Origin of the sequence: Pantoea cypripedii (assembly GCF_002095535.1) — a bacterium.
Taxonomy (GTDB): Bacteria; Pseudomonadota; Gammaproteobacteria; order Enterobacterales; family Enterobacteriaceae; genus Pantoea; species Pantoea cypripedii.
This window is the reverse complement of sequence record NZ_MLJI01000001.1, coordinates 3,188,006-3,210,943: the sequence shown is the minus strand read 5'-3', so window position 1 is coordinate 3,210,943 and position 22,938 is coordinate 3,188,006. Positions and strand designations below refer to the sequence as shown.

Genomic DNA, 22,938 nt, shown 5'->3' with positions numbered 1-22,938 from the left:
TATGAACTCCCAGAGCGAAGGGCATTTTGCGCAACAAAGCGAGCCGGAGCAACTTATATAGCAGGATTTGCGCAAAATTCAGGCAAATCCTGTAGACCATAAATTCTGCGCAAACGGTTTCGTAACCGGTGCTGTTTCTCTATAATACGCCCCGTTTTCCCTGTTGCGCCCAATGAAGCGTCGCCCGGCGCTTCGAAGACGAGAGATCTTTAATGATGGAAATTCTGCGTGGTTCGCCCGCCCTGTCGGCATTTCGTGTAAACAAACTGCTGACCCGCTTTCAGGACGCTCATCTGCCGGTGAGTGATATTTACGCCGAGTACGTCCATTTTGCCGATGTCAGTGCGCCGCTGAGTGCGGACGAAAAAGCCCGCCTGCAACGCCTGCTGAAATACGGTCCGTCTCTCGCCGAACATGCGCCACAAGGGCGTCTGTTGCTGGTGACGCCGCGCCCAGGCACCATTTCACCCTGGTCCTCCAAAGCGACCGACATCGCCCACAACTGCGACCTGCCGCAGGTGCGTCGTCTGGAACGCGGTATGGCGTTCTATGTTCAGGCACCACAACTGACAGAAGCGCAGTGGCAGACGCTTGCCAGCCTGCTGCATGACCGCATGATGGAAACGGTATACGGCGATCTCAATGATGCGCAGCAACTGTTTGCTCACCATGAGCCGCAGCCACTGAAAAGTGTTGATGTGCTGGGTGGGGGCCGTCAGGCACTGGAACTGGCTAACACCACGCTGGGTCTGGCACTGGCCGATGACGAAATCGACTACCTGCTGAACGCCTTCACTGGGCTTGGTCGCAACCCGAACGACATTGAACTCTATATGTTTGCCCAGGCGAACTCCGAGCATTGCCGTCACAAAATTTTCAACGCCGACTGGATTATCGACGGCGAAAAACAGCCTAAGTCGCTGTTTAAAATGATCAAAAACACCTTCGAACAAACGCCCGACTACGTGCTGTCTGCCTATAAAGACAACGCGGCGGTGATGGAAGGTTCCGAAGTTGGCCGTTACTACGCCGATGCCGAAAACGGCGAATACGATTTCCATCAGGAAGCCGCGCATATCCTGATGAAAGTGGAAACGCATAACCACCCAACGGCAATTTCTCCGTGGCCAGGTGCAGCGACCGGTTCCGGTGGTGAAATCCGTGACGAAGGCGCAACCGGACGTGGTGCCAAACCCAAAGCGGGTCTGGTGGGCTTCTCGGTTTCTAACCTGCGTATTCCTGGCTTTGAACAGCCGTGGGAAGAGGACTTCGGTAAGCCGGATCGTATCGTCACCGCGCTGGATATCATGACCGAAGGCCCACTGGGTGGCGCGGCGTTCAACAACGAATTTGGTCGTCCGGCACTGAACGGCTACTTCCGTACCTATGAAGAGCGCGTAAACAGCCACAACGGTGAAGAACTGCGTGGTTACCACAAGCCAATCATGCTGGCGGGCGGCATCGGTAACATCCGTGCCGACCACGTGCAGAAAGGCGAAATTGTGGTGGGTGCGAAGCTGATCGTGTTGGGTGGCCCGGCAATGAATATCGGCCTCGGCGGCGGTGCTGCCTCATCAATGGCTTCTGGCCAGTCTGATGCCGACCTCGATTTTGCTTCCGTACAGCGTGACAACCCGGAAATGGAACGTCGTTGCCAGGAAGTGATCGACCGCTGCTGGCAGCTGGGCGAAGCTAACCCGATTCTGTTTATCCATGACGTGGGTGCAGGCGGCTTGTCTAACGCCATGCCGGAGCTGGTCAGCGACGGTGGTCGTGGTGGCCGCTTCAATCTGCGTGACGTGCTGAGCGATGAGCCAGGCATGAGCCCGCTGGAAGTGTGGTGTAACGAATCGCAGGAACGTTATGTGCTGGCGGTCGCGCCGGACAAACTGGCGCTGTTTGATGAGCTGTGCCAGCGCGAGCGTGCCCCTTACGCGGTAATTGGTGAAGCCACCGAAGAACAACATCTGAGTCTGGCGGATACGCATTTCGACAACAAACCGATCGATATGCCGCTGGATGTGCTGCTGGGCAAAACGCCGAAGATGACGCGTGATGTGGTCAGTCAGCAGGCGAAAGGTGAAGCGTTGCAGCGCGACGGCATCACCGTGGCTGACGCGGTCAACCGTGTGCTGCATCTGCCGACCGTGGCAGAGAAAACCTTCCTTGTCACCATTGGTGACCGTACCGTAACCGGTATGGTGGCACGCGATCAGATGGTGGGTCCGTGGCAGATTCCGGTGGCCAACTGCGCCGTAACCACTGCCAGCCTCGATAGCTACTACGGTGAAGCCTTCTCGCTGGGCGAGCGCGCGCCGGTCGCACTGCTCGACTTCGCTGCGTCAGGCCGTCTGGCGGTGGGTGAAGCGCTGACTAACCTGGCCGCAACAGCAATTGGTTCACTGACACGCGTGAAGTTGTCAGCGAACTGGATGGCGGCAGCCGGTCACCCTGGTGAAGATGCGGGCCTGTATGAAGCCGTGAAAGCGGTCGGCGAAGAACTTTGCCCGGCGCTGGGAATCACCATCCCGGTGGGCAAAGATTCCATGTCGATGAAAACCCGCTGGCAGCAGGGCAATGAGCAGCGTGAAATGACGTCACCGTTGTCGCTGGTTATCACCGCTTTTGCCCGTGTCGAAGACGTACGCCGTACCGTAACGCCGCAATTGCAGGCTGATAAAGACAACCTGCTGCTGCTGGTGGATCTGGGCAATGGTGCAAACACCCTGGGTGCGACGGCGCTGTCACAGGTCTATCGTCAACTGGGTGATAAACCGGCTGACGTGCGTGACGCCGCACAGCTGGCGGGTTTCTTTAACGCTATTCAGGCGCTGGTGGCGGAACAGAAACTGCTGGCCTACCACGACCGTTCCGACGGCGGCCTGCTGGTGACACTGGCTGAGATGGCGTTTACCGGCCATTGCGGTATCGAAGCCGACATCGCCGCGCTGGGTAGTGATGCGCTGGCGGCGTTGTTCACCGAAGAACTGGGTGCGGTGGTGCAAATCAACGCTGCTGACCGTGATGCGGTGCTGAAGACCTTCGCCGATCATGGCCTGATGACCAACGTCCATGTGATTGGTCAGGCGCTGCCGGGCGATCGTTTTGTGATTCGTTCTGGCGAACATGCGGTGTACAGCGAAAGCCGTACCACGCTGCGTACCTGGTGGGCAGAAACCACCTGGCAGATGCAGCGTCTGCGTGACAACCCGGCCTGTGCCGATCAGGAACATGAAGCGAAGAAAAACGACAACGATCCTGGTCTGAATGTCCACCTGACCTTCAAACCGGAAGAAGACGTTGCCGCGCCGATGATTGCCACCGGTGCGCGTCCGCGTGTGGCGGTGCTGCGTGAGCAGGGTGTCAACTCCCACGTTGAAATGGCGGCTGCCTTCCATCGTGCAGGCTTTACCGCCGTCGATGTGCATATGAGCGACCTGCTGGCGGGCCGTCGCGGTCTGGAAGAGTTCCATGCGCTGGTGGCCTGTGGTGGCTTCTCCTACGGTGACGTACTGGGTGCGGGTGAAGGCTGGGCGAAATCCATCCTGTTCAACAGCCGCGTGCGTGATGAGTTCGAAAACTTCTTCCATCGTCCGCAGACGCTGGCGCTGGGCGTTTGTAACGGCTGCCAGATGATGTCCAACCTGCGTGAGCTGGTACCGGGCAGTGAATTGTGGCCGCGCTTCGTGCGTAACCAGTCAGAACGCTTTGAAGCGCGTTTCAGCCTGGTGGAAGTGGCCGCCAGCCCGTCACTGCTGCTGGACGGCATGGCCGGTTCGCATATGCCGATTGCGGTATCACACGGCGAAGGTTTTGTTGAAGTGCGTGATGGCGCGCATCTGGCGGCGCTGGAAAGCAAAGGCCTGGTGGCGCTGCGCTTTGTGGATAACTTCGGTAAGGTGACCGAGACCTACCCGGCCAACCCGAACGGTTCTCCGAACGGTATCACTGCGGTGACCAACGAAAGCGGCCGCGTGACCATTATGATGCCGCACCCGGAGCGCGTGTTCCGTACTGTGAGCAACTCCTGGCACCCGGCAGAGTGGGGCGAGGACAGCCCGTGGATGCGTATTTTCCGCAACGCACGTAAGCAATTGGGTTAAGCGCAGTAACGACGCAATTTATTGCGTAAGGAAGGGTGTCCGTGAGGGCACCTTTTTTTTGGTGTCGGAAAATAGCGACACCGATACGGTTAGCCTGTCGCCAAAAGGTGACATTTAACTTATTGATATTAATGGGTGTAATTTTTCCTTCAGAAACGCGTTGCTAATCAGCGACAGTTTTTTCGGACCGGACGGTAAATTTTTTGCGCCGGGTCTCACTCTGAGAAAGCATTTATCTGATAATTAACGCTATTTTATTTTTGGCACGATGTTTGCTATACTCATTACGTTGCTCATTCTCCTGCTTATGATTGCCCCGCATTGCGGTTGAGCTCATAAAAACTGAATGACGCACCAAACGGTGCCTGCCGTCCACCCAACCGATAATCGCTTGCTTTGCAACGTTATCAAGCATCGGACGTAACGTTGAGTTAGGCACCACCTTATTCCCGCGTGAGGCGTTCGGCGTCACGCTCAACGGCAGGCCATAGCGCCTGCCGTTTTCTTATCTGTGCTTTCTTCCGCTTTCAGACTCCGCTAGCATTCCTGCAGTAAAATTTTAAGGAAATCCGGTTGTGAAGAGATGGCGTTTATTTCCCCGTTCGCTGCGTCAGCTAGTACTGATGGCGTTCCTGCTGGTGCTGCTGCCGCTGCTGGTACTGGCGTGGCAGGCATGGGAAAGCCTGTCGGCGCTGAGTAATCAGGCGGCAGACACCAATCGCAACACCTTTACGGACGTACGCCGCAGCGAAGCCATGGCGCGGACTGCCATCGAGCTGGAGCGCAGCTATCGTCAATATTGTGTGTTGGGTGATGACAGTCTGGCGCGGCTCTATCAGTCACAACGTGCGCACTACAGTCAGATGCTCACCACCCACGCTGCCAGCCTGCCGGATTTGCCCTCGTTCAAACTGTTAGCCGCCACGCTGCCGCAGCTGGAAACGCTGCAATGTGCCAGCGGCAATCCCTCCGCACCTGCATCGACTGCCCTTGAGCACTTTTCCGATACCAATGCGCAAATGGTGCAGGAAACACGCGAAGTGGTGTTTTCGCGGGGTTTGCAATTGCAGCGTGAAATTGCCGATCGAGGCCAGTTTTTTGGCTGGCAGGCTCTGATATTGTTCCTGATCAGCCTGGCGCTGGTGCTGTTGTTTACCGGCATGATCATCGGGCCGGTGAAGCGGGTGGAGCGGATGATCAACCGGCTGGGCGAAGGCAAGGCGCTGGGCGACAGTATCAGCTTCCGTGGTCCGCGTGAAATTCGCTCGCTCGGTAAGCGTATTGTCTGGCTGAGTGAACGCCTGAGCTGGCTGGAAGCGCAACGCCACGAATTTTTACGCCATCTTTCCCATGAACTGAAAACGCCCCTTGCCAGCCTGCGCGAAGGCACGGAATTGTTAGCCGATCAGGTGGCCGGTCCACTGAATAGCGAACAGCAGGAAGTGGTGGCGATTCTGGATACCAGCAGCCGTCATTTGCAACGTTTGATCGAGCAGTTGCTGGATTACAACCGCAAACTGGCCGATGGTCCGATGGCACTGGATGTGGTGGCGCTGGATACCATTGTCGATACGGTGGTGAAATCGCACTCATTGCCGGCCCATGCGCGCCAGATGAGCACCCATGTGGATTTGCAGGTGAACCACTGCCTGGCTGAAGCCACCTTGCTGCAACGGGTGATCGATAACCTTTATTCGAACGCCGTGAACTACGGTAGCGAATCCGGTAACATCTGGCTGCACAGTCAGCAGAAGGGCAATGAGGTGTGGATTGAGGTGGCAAACACCGGCACACCGATTCCGGCTGAAGAACAGGCGATGATCTTTGAGCCTTTTTATCAGGGCAGCCAACAACGCAAAGGGCCGGTTAAAGGCAGCGGACTGGGTTTAAGCATCGCCAAAGATTGCCTGCGCAGGATGCAGGGCGATTTGCAGTTGGTGACACACAAGGACGCGGATGTCTGTTTTCGTATCATTTTGACTACCACCGCCGGGAATGCCTGATCAATGAATTTATCCCTCAAAAAAATATTTGCCGGTAGCCTGCTGGTGTTCAGCCTTGCAGGCTGCCATGCACCTTCCGCAGACAGCGCCCTCAGGGACGACAGCATTCAGCCGGAGCCACAGGTGCGTCTGCCGGACTATCTGGCGACGGACTGCGGCAATGTCTGGCAAATTGAGTACCCGTCTGCCATGAGCAACCCCTTGTATTGGCAGCGTGCCATTGATTGTGCCGAGCGTCTGTCACCGGCTGAAGCCCGGGCGGAAGCACGCCGCTGGCCGGTGCAGGGCTGGTCCCGCGCCTTTAAGCAGGGCATATTGCTGGCTAACGGCAACGTAACGCCACAGGAACGCCGCGATTATGTTGATACGCTGGATGGCTACAGTACGACGTTTCCGGCGGCAGTTCGTCCGCTGATTCAGCTGTGGCGCAGTAATCAGGCCGCTCAGCTGGAACTGAGTGACGCGCGTGGCCGCTATGCGCGGCTACAGCAAAGCACCGATGCCGAGCTGGATAGCCTGCGCCAGCAGCAACGCACGCTACGTACCTCGCTGGCGGATACGCAGCATAAGCTGGAACGCCTGACGGATATCGAGCGTCAGCTGTCCTCGCGTAAAGCGCCCGACAGCAGCGATACGTCGCACAGTGCCAGCGGTACGGCGAATGAGGAGCAGCCATAATGAAACAGGCCGCACGATTATTGCTGGTGGATGATGATCCGGGCTTGCTGAAGTTGCTGGGAATGCGTCTCAGCAGTGAAGGCTATCAGGTCGCAACAGCGGCCAGTGGGCCGGAAGCCTTACGTCATCTGCAAAAAGAGAAGGTCGATTTGGTGGTCAGCGACCTGCGGATGGATGAGATGGACGGTCTGGCGTTGTTTGGCGAAATCCAGAAGCGCCACGCGGGCCTGCCGGTGATCATCCTGACTGCGCATGGATCGATCCCGGAAGCGGTTTCAGCCACCCAACAGGGCGTATTTAGCTTTCTCACCAAACCGGTGGATCGCGATGCGTTATACAAAGCGATTGATGAGGCACTGGCCCTGCGTGCGCCTGAGACCGATGATGGCTGGCGTGAGTCTATCGTCACGCGTAACCCGCTGATGCTGCGGCTGCTGGAGCAGGCGCATATGGTGGCGCAATCCGATGTCAGTGTGTTGATTAACGGCCAGAGTGGCACTGGTAAAGAGGTACTTGCGCAGGCGATTCATGCCGCCAGTCCGCGTGCCAGTAAACCTTTTATCGCCATCAACTGTGGCGCATTACCGGAACAGTTGCTGGAGTCTGAGCTGTTCGGTCACGCCAAAGGAGCCTTTACCGGCGCAGTCAGCGCCCGCGAGGGGCTTTTTCAGGCGGCTGAGGGTGGCACGTTATTCCTCGATGAGATTGGCGATATGCCGCAGGCGTTGCAGGTGAAGCTGCTGCGCGTACTCCAGGAGCGCAAGGTACGTCCGCTCGGCAGTAATCATGATGTCAGTATCAATGTACGCATTATCTCCGCCACCCATCGTGATTTGCCCAAAGCGATGGAAAAGAAAAGCTTTCGCGAAGATCTCTACTATCGCCTCAACGTGGTGAATCTGAAGATCCCGGCGTTGCATGAACGTGCCGAAGATATTCCCCTGCTGGCGAATCATTTGCTGCGCCAGTCTGCCGATCGTCATAAACCCTTTGTGCGCAGTTTTTCCGTGGACGCCATGAAACGATTGGTGGGAGCCAGCTGGCCGGGTAATGTGCGTCAACTGGTGAACGTGATCGAGCAGTGCGTAGCGCTGAGTACGTCACCGGTGATTGGCGATGCGCTGGTTGAACAGGCGCTGGCAGGTGAGAACACCGCGCTGCCGACATTTGTCGAAGCGCGCAATCAGTTTGAACTGAACTATCTGCGTAAGCTGCTGCAAATGACCAAAGGAAATGTGACCAATGCTGCGCGTCTGGCTGGACGTAACCGCACCGAGTTTTATAAGCTGCTGTCGCGCCATGAACTGGACGCCAGTGATTTTAAAGAGTAGCTTTCTGCCGCTGCGATTCGGCCTGTTGCCCCAGCATTCGGACAGAAAGCAGGAGAAAGTCCTGTTTTGACGCCACAGACGGCTCTGAGCCAGCGGCTGCGGCAGGAACATTTATACTATCTGTTACCCGTCCGGCCACGGAGGGAGTGAAAAAAGGATCTGTGATGAAAAAGATCGATGCAATTATCAAACCATTTAAACTCGATGATGTACGCGAAGCGTTAGCGGAAGTCGGCATCACCGGGATGACGGTGAGCGAAGTGAAAGGATTTGGTCGCCAGAAAGGTCACACTGAACTGTATCGTGGTGCCGAGTATATGGTCGATTTTCTGCCGAAAGTAAAAATCGAAATGGTGGTGGGCGACGATATCGTTGATACCTGCGTTGAGACCATCATGAAAACTGCGCAAACCGGTAAAATCGGCGACGGTAAAATCTTTGTCTTTGACGTGGCACGTGTCGTGCGTATCCGTACCGGTGAAGAAGACGAAGAGGCGATCTAATCGCAGCAGCAAATTGATGTAGCGGCGCGATTTATCGCGCTTTTTTCATCACTGCGCAATAAATTGCGCCGCTACAACCCGGTGCGGCGCAATATTTCCCTCATACCGGGTAGGGTCCCCGAACTTACAGCACCTTATGCGGACCAAACACTTCGTAATGAATACGGTCGGCGGTGACACCCGCATCCAGCAACTGGCGTGCGACAAACTGCATAAACGCCAGCGGGCCACAGAGCCAGAACTGGCGATCGGGCTGACCGAGTTCAGCAGAAACGCCCGCTAAATCCATCAATCCCTGCGCATCGTAACGACCGGCGTCTGCTGCGGCAGGCTGGCGATACCAGACATGGCTGCTGAAGTTCGGCAGGCGGCTACCCAGTGCCTGGACTTCCGCGGCGAAGGCATGTTGCTGGCCGTCTTCTGTGGCATGCAACCAAGTGACTGCTGCCGGATGCTGTTGTTCTGCCAGGCTGGCGAGCATCGCCAGCATCGGAGTCTGGCCAACACCCGCTGAGATCAGGGTAACTGGCGTCGCAGGCTCTGCCTGGAGGAAGAAATCACCCGCCGGTGCCGCGCATTGCACCACATCCCCGACCTGCGCTTCGTCATGCAGCCAGTTAGATACCGCGCCCTGATCTTCACGTTTCACCGCAATACGATAGAACTGACCATTTGGCTGGTGGGTGAGTGAGTATTGACGATGTTGCAGATTGCCCTGGCTGTCCGGGCGCAGGGTGATGGCCAGATACTGACCCGGCAGGAAATCCGCCACTGCTGCACCATCCACCGGCTCCAGCTCGAAACTTTTAATCACGCTGCTTTGCGGCTGAATGGCACGAATACGGAACTCACGCGCACCACGCCAGCCACCGGTTTTCGCTGCGGACGCGCGGTAAATCGCTTCTTCACGCTGGATAAACACCTCAGCCAGCACGCCATACGCCTTGCCCCACGCCTGTAACACCTCGTCGCCCGGATTCAACAGTTCCTGAATGGTCGCCAGCAGATTTTCACCGACGATGGCGTACTGCTCGGGCTGAATATTCAGGCTGGTATGTTTCTGGGCGATTTTTTCCACCGCGGGCAGCAGCACTTCGAGGTTTTCCAGATTACTGCCGTAGGCACAGATGGCGTTGAACAGCGCTTCACGCTGGTTGCCGCTGCGCTGATTGTTCATGTTGAACACATCTTTCAGTTCCGGGTGCTGCGTCAGCATACGCTGATAAAAGTGACCGGTGAGTTGGGGGCCTAATTCGGCAATCGCGGGCAGGGTGGATTTGATGATAGCGATGTCTTGCGCGTTAAGCATGGGTGAATCCTCATAGCATTTTAAAAGTTGTATTTTAAATGCATCTTATAATCGCCAACGGGTGGTTGTAAATCCCCCTGAATGCTCAGGGATAAATCAGATTTCCTGGAATCTCTGCCACAAACCTGAAATTTTTTCCGCTTCATTCTGAGGAAATATCGTGATTCTCTGGCTTGCAAAAATGCGTAAAAAACCCGTTCCAGCGCCTTGCCAATCGTTTGCGTAAAAAGAGGGGATTGCTGCTACCGTCACCTGTCAAAACGGTTTACACTGTTGGCCTTCGCCCCTTAGCGGGGCTTAAATTGCCGTTAAAAAGTTAGCTGAGTCAGGAGATGCGGATGTTAAAGCGTGATATGAACATTGCCGATTATGATGCCGAGTTGTGGCAGGCGATGGAGCAAGAGAAAGTGCGCCAGGAAGAGCACATTGAACTGATTGCTTCTGAAAACTACACCAGCCCGCGCGTTATGCAGGCGCAAGGTTCACAGCTCACCAATAAATACGCGGAAGGGTATCCGGGCAAACGCTACTACGGCGGATGTGAATACGTTGATATCGTTGAGCAGCTGGCGATTGACCGCGCGAAAGCGCTGTTCGGCGCAGACTACGCCAACGTGCAGCCGCACTCTGGTTCTCAGGCAAACTTCGCGGTCTACACCGCGCTGCTGCAGCCGGGCGACACCATTCTGGGTATGAACCTGGCACACGGTGGTCACCTGACGCACGGTTCACCGGTTAACCTGTCCGGTAAACTGTATAACGTGGTGCCTTACGGCATCGATGAAACTGGCAAAATTGACTACAACGAGCTGGCAGAACTGGCGAAAACCCATAAGCCGAAAATGATCGTCGGTGGTTTCTCTGCTTACTCTGGCGTGGTTGACTGGGCCAAAATGCGTGAAATCGCTGACAGCGTTGGCGCGTACCTGTTCGTTGACATGGCGCACGTCGCTGGCCTGATCGCGGCTGACGTCTATCCGAACCCGGTGCCGCATGCGCATATCGTCACTTCAACCACCCACAAAACCCTGGCAGGTCCGCGTGGCGGCCTGATCCTGGCGAAAAACGGTGATGAAGAGCTGTACAAAAAACTGAACTCTGCGGTGTTCCCTGGCGGCCAGGGCGGCCCGCTGATGCACGTGATCGCCGGTAAAGCTGTCGCGTTCAAAGAAGCGATGGAGCCTGAGTTCAAAACTTACCAGCAGCAGGTGGCTAAAAACGCTAAAGCGATGGTGGAAGTGCTGATTGAACGCGGCTACAACATCGTATCAGGTGGTACCTATAACCACCTGTTCCTGATTGATCTGGTGAGCAAAAACCTGACCGGTAAAGAAGCGGATGCCGCGCTGGGTCGTGCTAACATCACCGTCAACAAAAACAGCGTACCGAACGATCCGAAGAGCCCGTTCGTGACGTCTGGTGTGCGTATCGGTACCCCGGCAGTCACCCGTCGTGGCTTCAAAGAAGCGGAAGTACGTGAACTGGCAGGCTGGATTGCGGATGTGCTGGACAACATCAACGACGAAGCCACCATCGAACGTACCAAGCAGAAAGTGCTGGATATCTGTGCACGTCTGCCGGTTTATGCCTGATTTCGCATAAGCGCGTTGCGATAGAAAGGATGGCGGAAGCCATCCTTTTTTTATGCCCCGGATTCAAAGGGAACCAGGTGACAGGCCACGCGTTGACCACCGGATTTCAGTGCCAGCACCGGCCGCTCAGTACGGCAGCGGTCGGTCACAAACGGGCAGCGGGTATGAAAGCGACAGCCGGACGGGGGGGCAAGCGGGCTGGGGAGTTCGCCGGTCAGGCTGACATTTTTCCCGCGATCGTCAGGGTCCATACTCGGCGCCGCGCGTAATAAGGCCTGGGTATAGGGATGCAATGGCTTGATAAACAGCGTTTCGGTATCCGCCACTTCCACCACTTCGCCAAGGTACATCACCGCCACACGATGCGAAATATGTCTGACCAGCCGCAGATCGTGGGCGACGAACAGCACCGTAAGATTGAGTTTCTGCTGCAAATCCAGCAGCAGGTTTACCACCTGTGCCTGCACTGACACATCCAGCGCCGAAACCAGTTCATCGGCGATCAACACCTGTGGCTCCACGGCCAGCGCGCGACTGATGCCAATACGCTGGCGCTGCCCACCAGAAAACTCATGTGGCAGTTTATCGATGGCGTCGGCAGGCAGACGCACCAATTCCATCAGCTCACGGATACGCGCCGGAATATCTTTTTTCGCGCACATGCCGTGCACCGACAGCGCTTCGGTCAGCACCTGGCCGACGGTCATGCGCGGGTTAAGTGAACTGTAGGGATCCTGGAAAATCATCTGCACCTGGCGGTTAAAGCTGCGGCGTTCTTTGCCACGCAGCGTCGCGATGTCTTTGCCATTGAAGTAGATTTTGCCTTCGTTAGTTTGCAGCAGACCAACCATGGTGCGCGCCAGCGTGGATTTACCACAGCCGGACTCGCCAACCACGCCAAGCGTCTCGCCTTGCATCAGTTCCAGCCTGACGCCGTTCAGCGCCTGCACAAACTTGCGGGGTTTCCCCTGAATCTTTTCGAGGATGGTCTGCGCCACCGGGAAGTGGACTATCGCTTCCTCGACGCTGACAATCGGCAGGTTGCTGTGTGGCAGAGTTTCACCCATCTCAGATGCCCTCCATGACGTTAAGGTTAGCGTGATGATGACAGGCAACCTGATGCTCGCTATTCAGCGCTTCAGGGGGCGGCACCTCCCTGAGGCAGATGTCGGTTTTATAACGACAGCGCGGGCTAAAACTGCACCCCTGCGGCAGATTAAGCAGCGATGGCGGTGTGCCCTCAATCGACTGCAATGGTTTTCGCTCGCCGCCGTTTTGTGGCACCGAAGCGATCAACCCCTGGGTGTAGGGATGACGCGGCTGGCTGAAAATTTCGCGCACCGGCGCGCTTTCCACGATACGTCCGGCATACATCACCGCCACGCGATCGCACAGCTGGGCGACCACGCCGAGATCGTGGGTGACAAAAATAATCCCCATCGCCAGCTGGTCACGCAGGTTGAACAGTAGCTTGAGGATCTGTTCCTGAATGGTGACATCCAGCGCGGTTGTGGGTTCGTCAGCCAGCAGCAGCCGGGGATTACCTGCCAGCGCGATGGCAATCATCACACGCTGGCGCATCCCACCGGAAAACTGGTGCGGATAATCGTCGAGACGCAGTTCCGGCGCGGGAATCCCCACCTGATTCAGTAATTCAATGGCACGCTGGCGGCGTTGTTTGCGCGTTAAATCGGTGTGAGCAGCCAGGCTTTCCTCAATTTGCCGCCAGACGGTTAACACCGGATTAAGCGCGATCATCGGTTCCTGAAAAATCATCGCGATTTCACCGCCACGAATGCTGCGCAGCTCGGCGGGTTTCATGCTGCTAATCTCGCGGCCCTGCCATTTGACCGAACCCGAAACCTCGGCGCTGGCGGGCATCAGGCGCAGCAGAGAACGCAGGGTGACGCTTTTTCCCGAGCCGGATTCACCCACCAGCCCGAGAATTTCTCCCGGATTGAGGCTGAAGCTCACGTCCTGAATCGCCCGCAGGCTGCCGCGCGAAGTATGAATTTGGGTGTTGAGCTGCTGCACCTCAAGCAAAGGGGATATCTGGCTGGGCATAATTCGCTCTCATGTTCACTAACGGCTTCCAGGACGCAGCCAGTCTGCCAGCAGATCGCCAAACAGGCTGAATCCCAGGCCGGTTAATACGATGGCAATACCGGGGAAAATCGTTATCCACCATGCGGTATCCATGAAGTTTTTACCGGAGGCGATCAGCACCCCCCATTCGGCGGCAGGTGGCTGTGCACCGAGGCCGAGATAACCGAGGCTGGAACCCAGCAGGATCGCCAGCGCCATGTCGGTCATCCAGTACACCAGTGTGGTGGTGATGACGTTCGGCAATACGTGACGGAAGATAATGCGCGGGGTGCTGTAGCCCATGACTTTGCCTGCCGCGACGTACTCCAGCCGTTTCTGAATGCTCACTTCACCGGCAATTAATTTGGCGTAGAACACCCAATAAATAATGCCGACGGCGATATACATGCTATTCAGGCCCGGACCAAGAATGGCGACGATAGCGATGACCAGCACCAGCAACGGGAAGGTGACTACCGCATCGACGATCCTCTGGAACAGCATCTCGGCCACGCCGCCGAAATAGCCGACCAGCAGACCCACCAGCGTGCCAAACACCATCGGGAACAACGTGGTGAAGAAGGCGATTTGCAAATCAATCTGGTAGGCATACACCACGCGCGAGAAGATATCGCGGCCAAAGTTATCGGTGCCAAAAAAGTGTTGCGGACTCGGCCCCTTGAGGATGGCGCGATAGTCAAACTTCAGCGGGTCGGCAGTAGCAACCAGGTGCGGAAAGAACGCCATCAGCAGGCTGAGCACCAGAATGATGCAGCCCAACAGCGACGACCAGGGCAGGTATTTGCGCCACTTGCGGGTGAGGGATCGCTGGATAATTAATTCACTCATCGTGCCCTCCTTGGGTCAATCATCACCTGCACGATGTCGGTGATGAGGAAAATCAGCGACACCAGCACGGACAGCACGATCACCAGCCCCTGAATCATCGGATAGTCGCGGCTGAAAATGCTATCCACCATCAGGCGGGCGATGCCGGGGACGGCGAACACCGTTTCGGTGATTACCGCGCTGCCGATGGTGGTGCCGATATTGAGGGCAAACAGGCTCAGCATCGGGATCAGCGAGTTGCGCAGCACATGGCGCAGCAACACTACCCGGCTGCTCAGCCCTTTGGCGCGGGCGAAGGTGATATATTCCGCATCGAGCACCGCGATGATCGAGTTACGCAGGCTGCCAATCAGCACCGAGGTGATGCTCACGGCAAGCGTCATCGCCGGAAGAAACAGATGATAGACGCGCTGTCCCCAGCTATCGCCATAGCCGCCGACCGGGAACCAGTGCAGTTGCGCGGCAAAAACGGTCAGCAGCACCAGGCCGATATAGAAGGAGGGCATCGACAGTGTGACCTGCGATGCGCCACGAATGGTGATGTCGGTGGCGCTGTTGCGTTTGAGCGCCGAAATAAAGGCCAGCGGGATCGCCATCAGCAGTGAAAACAACGCGGCCATGCCGGTCAGCAGCAGGGTGACGGGCAAACGTTCGGCGATAACCGCCGTCACCGGGGCATGCATCGCATAGGAATTGCCCAGATTGCCACTGGCGACCTGGCGCACAAACCCGACAAACTGCACAGGCAGTGACTGATCCAGCCCCAGCTGTTGATTGATACGGGTGACATCAGTGTCGGTGGCGCGATCGCCGATCATCGCACTGGCGGGATCGCCAGGTAGCAGACGCACGATGGTGAAAGTCACCACCAGAATCACCAGCAGCGTCGGGATGATCAGCAGAATGCGTTTTAAAATATAACTCAGCTCAGTCAACGCGTGCTCCCAAATCCAGCGTAATGGCGCTGTAGTCGCTACAGCGCCAGATGGCTGGATTTCACTCGGTGTAATGAATGGCGAATTACTTCTTCAGCCAGGTTTCGGTGAAGATGTTATTACCCAGTGGGATCTGGACGAATCCTTCGACATTTTTCTTCAGCGCGACCGGATAAGAACTTTCATAAAGCGGAATCGTCGGACCGGTGCTGTTGTAGATGTCCTGGATTTGTTTGTACTGCTCTGCGCGTTTCGCCGGATTGGTTTCCTGCTGTGAGGCTTCAAACAACTTATCCAGCTCGTCGCTTTTCCATCCTGAGTGCAGCGCCTGAATGTTCTTCGAATAGGCGTAGTACGAGGTGATTTCGTTCGGATCGGCGATGTCGTCGGTCCACGGCCCAATGCGGGTGCTGAAATTCCCCTTGCGGAAGTTGGCGTTCAGCGTGGCGTTATCCATTTGATTGATGGTTAACTTCACGCCAATCTGCGCCCACATCTGTTGCAGGCCGGTGGCGATGCTCAGGCTGTCTTCATTACCCGCCAGAATATTCATGCTGGTACTGAAGCCGTTGGGATAGCCCGCTTCTTTCATCAGCGACTGCGCTTTCTCCACATCCACCGGCCAGAGCGGTTTGGTGCCGGAGTTCAGCGGGGTCGAGGTCGACATAAACGAAGTCATCGGTTTACCCAGTCCGAATGTCACCAGCTGGATGATGCCGTCTTTATCCGTGGCGTAGTTTAGTGCGGCGCGCACTTTCGGGTTCGCCAGTGGGTTCGGCTTGCCGTCGATCTCTGGCCGCGCGTTGACGCTGGCGACTTCGACGCGGGTTGACGGGAACAGTGCCATATTCAGTGCCGGGTTACCCTGCAACTCTTTAACTCGTGAGTAAGGGATAAACTCCGCACCGTCCAGCTCGCCGGACTGCAACTTCAGGATGCGGGTAGCATCGTCAGGAATGATTTCAAACTTGATGCCGTCAAGGTAGGGCAGGGCTTTGCCATCCGCGCCTTTTTCCCAGTAGTACGGGTTACGCACCAGCGTCATGGTGGCGTTATGTTGCCACGACTTCAGCATAAAAGGGCCGGATCCAATCGGATGCTCGGCGAATGCCGCTGCTTTGTCGTGATCGGTGGCACCCGGTTCCGCTTCGAACTGTTTCTCCGGCATGATCGCGGTGTTGAACACCGTCAGCGCGGTAAGGATGGCAGGATCGGTATGCGACAGGTGGATCACCACGGTATGAGGATCGCTGATGGTGACGTTATCGATTGCGCTGACCAGAAATTGCCATACGCCGTTACCTGGTTTGGCAGCACGTTCAAGTGACCATTTAACGTCTTCGGCGGTGATGGGCGAGCCGTCAGAGAATTTAGTATCAGGGCGCAGGGTAAGCGTGACGCTTTTACCGTCTGCTGCCAGCTTCCACGCTGTTGCCAGACCAGGTCTGATGCCCTTGCCATCGTTGGTTGGCAGCAGCAGGGTGTCATACAGGTTGGAGAGGATCCAGATATCGTTATTGCTTTCGTTCAGGACCGGTTCGAGGAAATTACTGTCAGCGTAGCGACCATAAGTCAGGGTTCCGCCGCGCTGTACTACCTCTGCTGCCTGTGCGGCCAGGGCGTTGAAGGCACTTGCTGCCAGTAAGGCGATTAACGTTAATTTAGGCATAACTTTCATTACCTTGCCCCTCTGTTGAGTCAGAAAAAAATGCTTGTCAGGCACCGGTTTGTCACCCTGAAAAGAAGGGAGACGGAACCTGCAAAAAATGGCGGTGATGATTGTGTTCTAGTTAACTGGTACGATAATTGAAGAATTGCTCACAAACTGTCAATGATTAGCGCAAAAAAAATGCAAAAAAATTCAATGTGGTTATAACAAAAAGTTATTTTATGATTATTTTTTGCGTTAACGACTTGCGTTGATGCAAAAAACAGCATAATTGTATTAACAGACCAGTACACTTTCAGGGTAGGTAATGGAATTCCACCTCGACCGAGAATCTTCGATCCCGCTGGGGGCGCAGTTACGCGGCATCATTGAATACGCCATCACCTTTGGTGCGTTAAAGCCCGGCGAGCAGCTGCCTTCGGTGCGCGAAATGGCCGATTTAGTCGGCGTCGCGCCGATGACCGTGGCGCAGGTCTATCGTGAGTTAAGGGCGGCGGAACTGGTGTACAGCAAGCCAGGTGCCGGAACTTTTATCGCTGATGCATCGTTGTTGCTCGGGTCTTCAGAGCATGATGTCAATGAGTTGCATCAGCACCTGGATGCCTTTATCAGTTGCGGCATGTTGATGGGATTGAGTGCCGCCGATCTCGGGACGCTGGTCAGCAGCCGTTATGGCGAAAAGCAGCGTCAGCTCAGGAAGAAAACCGTCTTTTTCATTGGCAATTTTATTGATGCGGCACGGGACTACGCCGATTGCATCGCGGAAACGCTGGGAGACATCGCGGTGGTAGAAGCGACGACCCTTACTGACCTGAAACAGGATGAGGTACTGCGCCAGCGCGTGACCAGCGCCGATTTGCTACTGACTTTTGCCCATCGTCGGCGTGAAGTCAGCCAGATATTTCCGGGGCAGCCTTTGCTGAACATCAGCTTTATTCCGTCCGAAGCCACGCGCCGCGCGCTGGCTTCGCTCGAACCGCTGACCCGTACGCTGGTGGTATCGATTTTTCCAGAATTTACCGCGCTGATGACGCATGGCGTGGCGCGCTTTGCTCCACACGTCACTCAGGTCACGGTGGTTCACAGCGATGACCCCCGGCTTGGCGAATTATTAAAAGAGACCGACGCCCTGGTGTATGCCACCGGCGTTCAGGAACTCACCGCCCAGCTGGGAGAAAAACAATCTTCTTTTGAATACAGGCACGTACCTGATGCAGGGGAAATCCAGCGGGTTGTTGTCCCGTTGCTGCAGCAGGAAATTTTACACGCGTCCAACACCGGGGACCGTAATGAAGATCAGTGAAATGAACTGGCAGCAATTAGCACACTATCTGACCACTGACGATAGGGTGATTGTGCCGCTCGGCAGTACCGAGCAGCATGCGCTGTTAAGCCTGTCAGTAGATTCGATTCTGGCAGAAAGAGTGGCAACCGAGGCCGCAGAGCCTTATGGCATTCCTGTCTTTCCCGTGATGCCTTTCGGCATGACACCCGCGTTTAGTGATTATCCCGGCACCATCAGCCTCAGCATGCAAACCTATATCTGCCTGCTGAATGACATTCTGAACAACCTGAAACGTCAGGGATTTCGGCGCATTTTGTTTATCAATGGTCACGGCGGTAACTCACCGGCACAAAACATTTTCAGCGAATGGATGGTGAACAACCCGGGGGTGACGGTGCAATTACACAACTGGTGGAATGCGCCGAAAACCTGGGAAAAAGTGATGTCCATTGACCCGATAGCGTCGCATGCGTCGTGGATGGAGAATTTTCCGTGGACGCGCTTGCCAGGGGTGACGCAGCCTGAACAGCAGAAACCGCTGGTTGATCTGGTGACGCTGCGCAAAATGGACCCGACACGCGCCAAAGCCTACCTCGGCGACGGCAACTACGGTGGCTATTATCAGCGCGCTGATGAGGAAATGCTCGCGATCTGGCAAACCGCGCTGGCGGAAATTCGCGAGATTATTGACGCGCTTTAGCGTGCTGAGGCGCAACTTTCCCGGAGGAAAAACCGATGTCAGTTGTCACTCAGCCGCAAACACCTGCTCCGCTGGTTATTTGGGGGGCGGGCGCGATTGGCGGCGCAATAGGCGCTTCATTTATCGACGCCGGACAGCCGGTGATTTTTGTCGATAACGTCGCGGAACATGTGGCGGCCATCAACCAGCACGGCTTGCGCATCACCGGCCCCCTCGGCGACAACGTGGTGCAGGCGCAGGCATTTCTCCCTGAACAACTCGAAGGCAGTTTTCACTGCGTGCTGCTGGCGGTGAAATCACATCACACTGCGGCGGCCATCCGCCAGATTGCGCCACATTTAGCCTCCGACGGCTTTGTGGTCTCGATGCAAAATGGCCTCAACGAACGGGTTATCGCCGAAGTGATTGGCGTCGAACGCACCGTGGGGGCTTTCCTTAACTTTGGTGCAGACTTCCTTGAACCCGGTGTGATTCATCACGGTGGGCGCGGGGCGGTGGTGATAGGGGAGTTGGACGGCGTGACGCGACCGCGGACCGCAACGCTCTACGCGCTGTTGCAGCAGTTTGATGCTGCGGCGATCCTGACCCCGAATATCTGGGGATTCCTGTGGGCGAAAATGATTTACGGCGCGTTGCTGTTTGCCACTGCGTTGTCCGACGACAGCATTGCCGATGTGCTGGCGATGCCGCGCTTTCGTCCGGTGCTGACGGCGCTGGCGCGAGAAATTGGCAGCGTGGCGCACGCGCAGAATATCGTACTGGAAGGGTTTGATGGTTTTGACCCTTCGGCATTTTTACCCGATGCCAGCCCGGAACACACCCGGCAATCTTTTGAGGACATGGTGGCGCACAACCGGCGCTCGGCCAAATCCCACTCCGGTATTTGGCGCGATTTGGCGGTGCGGAAACGTCAGACTGAAATTGACGCGCAGATTGCCCCGGCTATTGATATTGGTCGTGGATTTGATCTGCCGATGCCCCTCACTACGCAGCTGGTACGGCTGATTCATCGGATTGAGCGCGGCGAGCTGCCGCAAAGTCTCGCGACGCTGGCGTTGCTGGAAATTAACCAAACGGGAACCGCCTGATGCAAAACCCTTTTGATTTTTCGCAACGCCAGGTGTTGGTGACCGGTGCGGCACACGGATTTGGTCGGGCTATTTGTCTGGCCTTTGCCGCGCGCGGCGCACGGGTGATTGCCTGCGATATCCAGAAAGAGCCGGTCGAAGAGACGGCGGCGTTATGTGGTAACGACGCGCTGGCCTGCGTGGTGGACCTGAGTTCGCCAGAGGCAATTAGCGCGCTGTTCAGCTCGCTCGCAGCACAGCAGATTGATGTCGATACGCTGGTTAACAATGCCGGTGGTGTTGTCGGCCAGGTGGGGCAGCCGCTGGAAACGGTGACCTTTGCCCAGTGGCAGGCGATTGTGGCAGTCAACCTGAATGCGGCCTTTTTGATGTCACAGGCGGCGGTAACCGGCATGAAAGCCCGCCGTTTTGGCCGCATCATTAATATTTCCAGCCGCGCCGGACTGGATGTCAGCCTGACCGGCATTCAGGCTTATGCCAGCGCCAAAGCCGGACAAATTGGTCTGACGCGTCAGCTGGCCCACGAGTTGGGCGCGTGGAACATCACCGTCAACAACGTTGCGCCGGGTTTCATTCGCAGCAACCCGACGACGGAAAAGCAATGGGATGCGCTGGGCAGTGCAGGTCAGCAGCAGTTGATCGACAATATCGCCCTGAAAAGGCTGGGTGTGGCAGACGATATTGCTCACGCGGTGCTTTATTTCGCCTCGGACTGGGCGAACTGGGTCACAGGTCAAATCCTCAGCGTTGATGGCGGCAGATAATCCGCCTTTCTATTCCTTATTACAGCTTTTTCATCTCGTTTATTTCCCTATCAAAGATTTAACCCCAGATAATCTTGTTTCTGGGGTTGCTATCAGAAATTTCTAACTAATCAGAAAATTTCCTCATTCTCACAATGTTCTGATCTTGGGTATAGTAACTGGTCTTTAGTTCTGTCTTGATGATTTAACAAAAAGTGCTATATGTTTAATAGGTTAATATTTGAAATTATCCTGGATATTAACGATTGAGGGCCTTAAAAATGAGCAAAGGTTTTTTTTTCAAATGTCGAAAAAAATAAGTATATAAAAGAGTGTTTAGAAAAGCGCCTGGATAAATATGGCAAGGTGACTTATGCATATTCAGTTTTGAACAAGAAAAATCTCGATGAAATGATCATTATTAGTGATTTCCCTAATGAGGTGGTGGATAATTATCTTGAAAACAAATTTCAGAACATCGATCCTCTTATTGTTAATGCATTAAGTGGATTCTCACCCTTTTCCTGGGATGAAGATGCGAAAATAAACTCCATTTGGACAGTCAGGAGAGTTTTTGAAAAAATAAAAACTCATAATATTATCCGCGGGCATGCTTTTGTTCTTCATGACCATAAAAATAATCTGGCAATGCTGTTTTTTTATTATAGACAAGTTTTTAGATGCTGACTTCAATGAATTCATTGAGGAATATAATGATGAGCTTCAGGGAGTGTTGATTTATATCCATAAAATGTTGCTCAATGTCTATGAGGGAGAGAATGAAGTTAATAGTAATGTACTCTCTTCTCGTGAAGCAGAAGTACTTTATTGGTGCAGTAAAGGAATGACTTATGCTGAAGTGTCCAATGCTTTAGGTGTTTCCGTTAGTACAATTAAATTCCATATGGGAAAGGTGGTCAAAAAAATGGGTGTAAAAAATGCAAAACATGCTATTAGCTTAGGGAATGAACTCAATATTATTTCCCCTCCATCATTGAAATGATGGCGAGTGGTTATCATTGACCTGAATTTTTGCTGATTTTTTTAAAATAATATTTAATGATATGGATGTATAATTTATTGATATGAAAATAAAATATGGTGTAACACTGAGGTTGTATCAATGATAATGCAAGTTGCTTCTCTCAGTACCAGGAGGTACTTTCATATCAATTGGATTCGCACGTTAAATTGTTCCCTGGCTATATCCCAATCTAAATATTGTGACTTTTGGACGCATCACGTCTGTTAGCTTTTATTATCAATGCAGCTATTTGATTAGATTAATATTTATCCTGTGATTACTAAAAGGATTTTATCATGAAATGTAGGCACGCGAGGACTTCAGAGCTGGACGGTGTATGTGACCTTCTGGCTATGGAATTTAATAACGATCCCGTACACAAAGTTGTGTTTTCTGATCCGGAAGGACGTATTGATTTTCTGCGCAATTACTTCCGAATTTATATTGATCTTGCCAGTAAATATGGTGGGACGTTGCTCGCCGAAAACAATCAGGGGGCGTTGGTTTATCTTCGGCCCGGTGCTATGGAAATTAATGATGAAGATTATGCTGTTATGGAAAATAAAATACGAGAAGTGAGTGGCTCACACTATGAAAAAGTTGCAGCATATACACGCGGTCTTGAGCATTTTCATCCCCGCAAGCCTTACCACTACTATATTCTTCTTCTTGCCGTACAACGCGCTTCACGTGGCAGCAGTGTAGTGAACGATCTCTTCAATTCACTGCATGTTATTGCCGATAGAGAGAAATTTCCCTGCTATGCTGAATGTACAAAATTTAGTACTCGAACACTTCTCCGGCGATGGCACTATCGTGATGCTGGTTTTCAATTGAGTATTGAGGGTTTTCCTGAACTTTTTCCCGTGTGGCGTGAACCTCAATAAATTTCCCGCAAAGTGGCATAGTCTTTTTTTAGTAATATATGGAAAAAATGAATATGAGTACCTCCCATTTTACCAATCAGACAATGTCTTGTTCTTTTAATTAGAACTGTATTTTTTCATCTTAATCAACACATTATTTCTATTGCCTTGTTTA

19 protein-coding genes are annotated in these 22,938 nt (G+C 54.4%); 13 read left to right on the top strand and 6 right to left on the bottom strand.

The window, feature by feature from the left end:
- Nucleotides 1–212: 212 nt before the first annotated feature.
- The 5 genes from purL to glnB all read left to right on the top strand — a co-directional run bounded on the left by purL (nucleotide 213) and on the right by glnB (nucleotide 8,618).
- A complete protein-coding gene (gene purL, locus HA50_RS14760) occupies nucleotides 213–4,103 on the top strand; it encodes a phosphoribosylformylglycinamidine synthase (protein WP_084876341.1) in 3,891 nt (1,296 codons plus the stop codon).
- 575 nt (nucleotides 4,104–4,678) lie between these two features.
- Entirely contained in the window at nucleotides 4,679–6,106 is a 1,428-nt protein-coding gene (locus HA50_RS14750) for a sensor histidine kinase (RefSeq protein ID WP_084876339.1), read from the top strand.
- A gap of 3 nt (nucleotides 6,107–6,109) precedes the next feature.
- Nucleotides 6,110–6,784: a two-component system QseEF-associated lipoprotein QseG gene (qseG, locus tag HA50_RS14745; RefSeq protein WP_084876338.1), complete on the top strand. Its 675-nt coding sequence runs from the start codon at nucleotides 6,110–6,112 to the stop codon at nucleotides 6,782–6,784.
- Nucleotides 6,784–8,115: a two-component system response regulator GlrR gene (gene glrR / locus HA50_RS14740; protein WP_084876337.1), complete on the top strand. Its 1,332-nt coding sequence runs from the start codon at nucleotides 6,784–6,786 to the stop codon at nucleotides 8,113–8,115. Before qseG ends, glrR begins: the two co-directional genes overlap by 1 nt.
- Before the next feature lie 164 nt (nucleotides 8,116–8,279).
- Nucleotides 8,280–8,618 carry a nitrogen regulatory protein P-II gene (gene glnB / locus HA50_RS14735; protein ID WP_007886217.1) on the top strand — a complete coding sequence of 113 codons (339 nt, stop codon included), beginning with the start codon at nucleotides 8,280–8,282 and terminating at the stop codon, nucleotides 8,616–8,618.
- Nucleotides 8,619–8,742: 124 nt separating this feature from the next.
- Here the strand turns inward: glnB and hmpA are convergent, their stop codons facing one another.
- Nucleotides 8,743–9,927 carry an NO-inducible flavohemoprotein gene (gene hmpA, locus HA50_RS14730; RefSeq protein WP_084876336.1) on the bottom strand — a complete coding sequence of 395 codons (1,185 nt, stop codon included), beginning with the start codon at nucleotides 9,925–9,927 and terminating at the stop codon, nucleotides 8,743–8,745.
- Nucleotides 9,928–10,265: 338 nt separating this feature from the next.
- Between hmpA and glyA the strand changes: the two genes are divergently transcribed.
- Complete coding sequence (gene glyA / locus HA50_RS14725; RefSeq protein ID WP_084876335.1) at nucleotides 10,266–11,519, top strand: serine hydroxymethyltransferase; 1,254 nt, start codon at nucleotides 10,266–10,268, stop codon at nucleotides 11,517–11,519.
- 50 nt (nucleotides 11,520–11,569) lie between these two features.
- Here glyA and HA50_RS14720 read toward each other — a convergent pair whose 3' ends face one another.
- The 5 genes from HA50_RS14720 to HA50_RS14700 all read right to left on the bottom strand — a co-directional run bounded on the left by HA50_RS14720 (nucleotide 11,570) and on the right by HA50_RS14700 (nucleotide 17,066).
- The gene (locus HA50_RS14720; RefSeq protein WP_084876334.1) at nucleotides 11,570–12,586 is read right to left on the bottom strand and encodes an ABC transporter ATP-binding protein; all 1,017 of its coding nucleotides are present in this window, start codon (nucleotides 12,584–12,586) and stop codon (nucleotides 11,570–11,572) included.
- A 1-nt stretch (nucleotide 12,587) separates the two neighbouring features.
- On the bottom strand, nucleotides 12,588–13,583 hold the full coding sequence (locus HA50_RS14715) for an ABC transporter ATP-binding protein (protein WP_084876333.1): 996 nt from the start codon (nucleotides 13,581–13,583) through the stop codon (nucleotides 12,588–12,590).
- Nucleotides 13,584–13,601: 18 nt separating this feature from the next.
- Nucleotides 13,602–14,453 (bottom strand): ABC transporter permease, encoded by an 852-nt coding sequence (locus HA50_RS14710; RefSeq protein ID WP_084876332.1) that lies wholly within the window; start codon nucleotides 14,451–14,453, stop codon nucleotides 13,602–13,604.
- Nucleotides 14,450–15,388, bottom strand: a complete 939-nt coding sequence (locus HA50_RS14705) for an ABC transporter permease (RefSeq protein ID WP_084876331.1) — start codon at nucleotides 15,386–15,388, stop codon at nucleotides 14,450–14,452. The genes HA50_RS14710 and HA50_RS14705 overlap by 4 nt, the downstream gene beginning before the upstream one ends.
- 85 nt (nucleotides 15,389–15,473) lie before the next feature.
- Nucleotides 15,474–17,066: an ABC transporter substrate-binding protein gene (locus HA50_RS14700; RefSeq protein ID WP_084876330.1), complete on the bottom strand. Its 1,593-nt coding sequence runs from the start codon at nucleotides 17,064–17,066 to the stop codon at nucleotides 15,474–15,476.
- Between the two features lie 298 nt (nucleotides 17,067–17,364).
- Here HA50_RS14700 and HA50_RS14695 point away from each other — a divergent pair, with 298 nt between their 5' ends.
- The 7 genes from HA50_RS14695 to HA50_RS14670 all read left to right on the top strand — a co-directional run bounded on the left by HA50_RS14695 (nucleotide 17,365) and on the right by HA50_RS14670 (nucleotide 22,784).
- Nucleotides 17,365–18,360 carry a GntR family transcriptional regulator gene (locus tag HA50_RS14695; protein WP_084876329.1) on the top strand — a complete coding sequence of 332 codons (996 nt, stop codon included), beginning with the start codon at nucleotides 17,365–17,367 and terminating at the stop codon, nucleotides 18,358–18,360.
- Nucleotides 18,347–19,042, top strand: a complete 696-nt coding sequence (locus HA50_RS14690; RefSeq protein WP_084876328.1) for a creatininase family protein — start codon at nucleotides 18,347–18,349, stop codon at nucleotides 19,040–19,042. The genes HA50_RS14695 and HA50_RS14690 overlap by 14 nt, the downstream gene beginning before the upstream one ends.
- A gap of 35 nt (nucleotides 19,043–19,077) precedes the next feature.
- Complete coding sequence (locus tag HA50_RS14685; protein ID WP_084876327.1) at nucleotides 19,078–20,130, top strand: ketopantoate reductase family protein; 1,053 nt, start codon at nucleotides 19,078–19,080, stop codon at nucleotides 20,128–20,130.
- Nucleotides 20,130–20,894: an SDR family NAD(P)-dependent oxidoreductase gene (locus HA50_RS14680; RefSeq protein ID WP_084876326.1), complete on the top strand. Its 765-nt coding sequence runs from the start codon at nucleotides 20,130–20,132 to the stop codon at nucleotides 20,892–20,894. Before HA50_RS14685 ends, HA50_RS14680 begins: the two co-directional genes overlap by 1 nt.
- Before the next feature lie 345 nt (nucleotides 20,895–21,239).
- Nucleotides 21,240–21,560, top strand: a complete 321-nt coding sequence (locus HA50_RS31720; RefSeq protein ID WP_244193586.1) for an autoinducer binding domain-containing protein — start codon at nucleotides 21,240–21,242, stop codon at nucleotides 21,558–21,560.
- The gene (locus HA50_RS31715) at nucleotides 21,499–21,876 is read left to right on the top strand and encodes a helix-turn-helix domain-containing protein (protein WP_244193585.1); all 378 of its coding nucleotides are present in this window, start codon (nucleotides 21,499–21,501) and stop codon (nucleotides 21,874–21,876) included. Before HA50_RS31720 ends, HA50_RS31715 begins: the two co-directional genes overlap by 62 nt.
- Before the next feature lie 317 nt (nucleotides 21,877–22,193).
- Nucleotides 22,194–22,784 carry a hypothetical protein gene (locus HA50_RS14670; RefSeq protein WP_084876325.1) on the top strand — a complete coding sequence of 197 codons (591 nt, stop codon included), beginning with the start codon at nucleotides 22,194–22,196 and terminating at the stop codon, nucleotides 22,782–22,784.
- The last annotated feature ends 154 nt before the right edge of the window (nucleotides 22,785–22,938 follow it).

Excerpts from the sequence above, each read along its gene's own strand:
- purL (WP_084876341.1), top strand. The coding sequence starts at position 213 with ATGATGGAAATTCTGCGTGGTTCGCCCGCCCTGTCGGCATTTCGTGTA.
- qseG (WP_084876338.1), top strand. The coding sequence starts at position 6,110 with ATGAATTTATCCCTCAAAAAAATATTTGCCGGTAGCCTGCTGGTGTTC.
- glrR (WP_084876337.1), top strand. The coding sequence starts at position 6,784 with ATGAAACAGGCCGCACGATTATTGCTGGTGGATGATGATCCGGGCTTG.
- glnB (WP_007886217.1), top strand. The coding sequence starts at position 8,280 with ATGAAAAAGATCGATGCAATTATCAAACCATTTAAACTCGATGATGTA.
- hmpA (WP_084876336.1), bottom strand. The coding sequence starts at position 9,927 with ATGCTTAACGCGCAAGACATCGCTATCATCAAATCCACCCTGCCCGCG.
- glyA (WP_084876335.1), top strand. The coding sequence starts at position 10,266 with ATGTTAAAGCGTGATATGAACATTGCCGATTATGATGCCGAGTTGTGG.
- HA50_RS14720 (WP_084876334.1), bottom strand. The coding sequence starts at position 12,586 with ATGGGTGAAACTCTGCCACACAGCAACCTGCCGATTGTCAGCGTCGAG.
- HA50_RS14715 (WP_084876333.1), bottom strand. The coding sequence starts at position 13,583 with ATGCCCAGCCAGATATCCCCTTTGCTTGAGGTGCAGCAGCTCAACACC.
- HA50_RS14710 (WP_084876332.1), bottom strand. The coding sequence starts at position 14,453 with ATGAGTGAATTAATTATCCAGCGATCCCTCACCCGCAAGTGGCGCAAA.
- HA50_RS14700 (WP_084876330.1), bottom strand. The coding sequence starts at position 17,066 with ATGAAAGTTATGCCTAAATTAACGTTAATCGCCTTACTGGCAGCAAGT.
- HA50_RS14695 (WP_084876329.1), top strand. The coding sequence starts at position 17,365 with ATGGAATTCCACCTCGACCGAGAATCTTCGATCCCGCTGGGGGCGCAG.
- HA50_RS14690 (WP_084876328.1), top strand. The coding sequence starts at position 18,347 with ATGAAGATCAGTGAAATGAACTGGCAGCAATTAGCACACTATCTGACC.
- HA50_RS14685 (WP_084876327.1), top strand. The coding sequence starts at position 19,078 with ATGTCAGTTGTCACTCAGCCGCAAACACCTGCTCCGCTGGTTATTTGG.
- HA50_RS14680 (WP_084876326.1), top strand. The coding sequence starts at position 20,130 with ATGCAAAACCCTTTTGATTTTTCGCAACGCCAGGTGTTGGTGACCGGT.
- HA50_RS31715 (WP_244193585.1), top strand. The coding sequence starts at position 21,499 with ATGACCATAAAAATAATCTGGCAATGCTGTTTTTTTATTATAGACAAG.
- HA50_RS14670 (WP_084876325.1), top strand. The coding sequence starts at position 22,194 with ATGAAATGTAGGCACGCGAGGACTTCAGAGCTGGACGGTGTATGTGAC.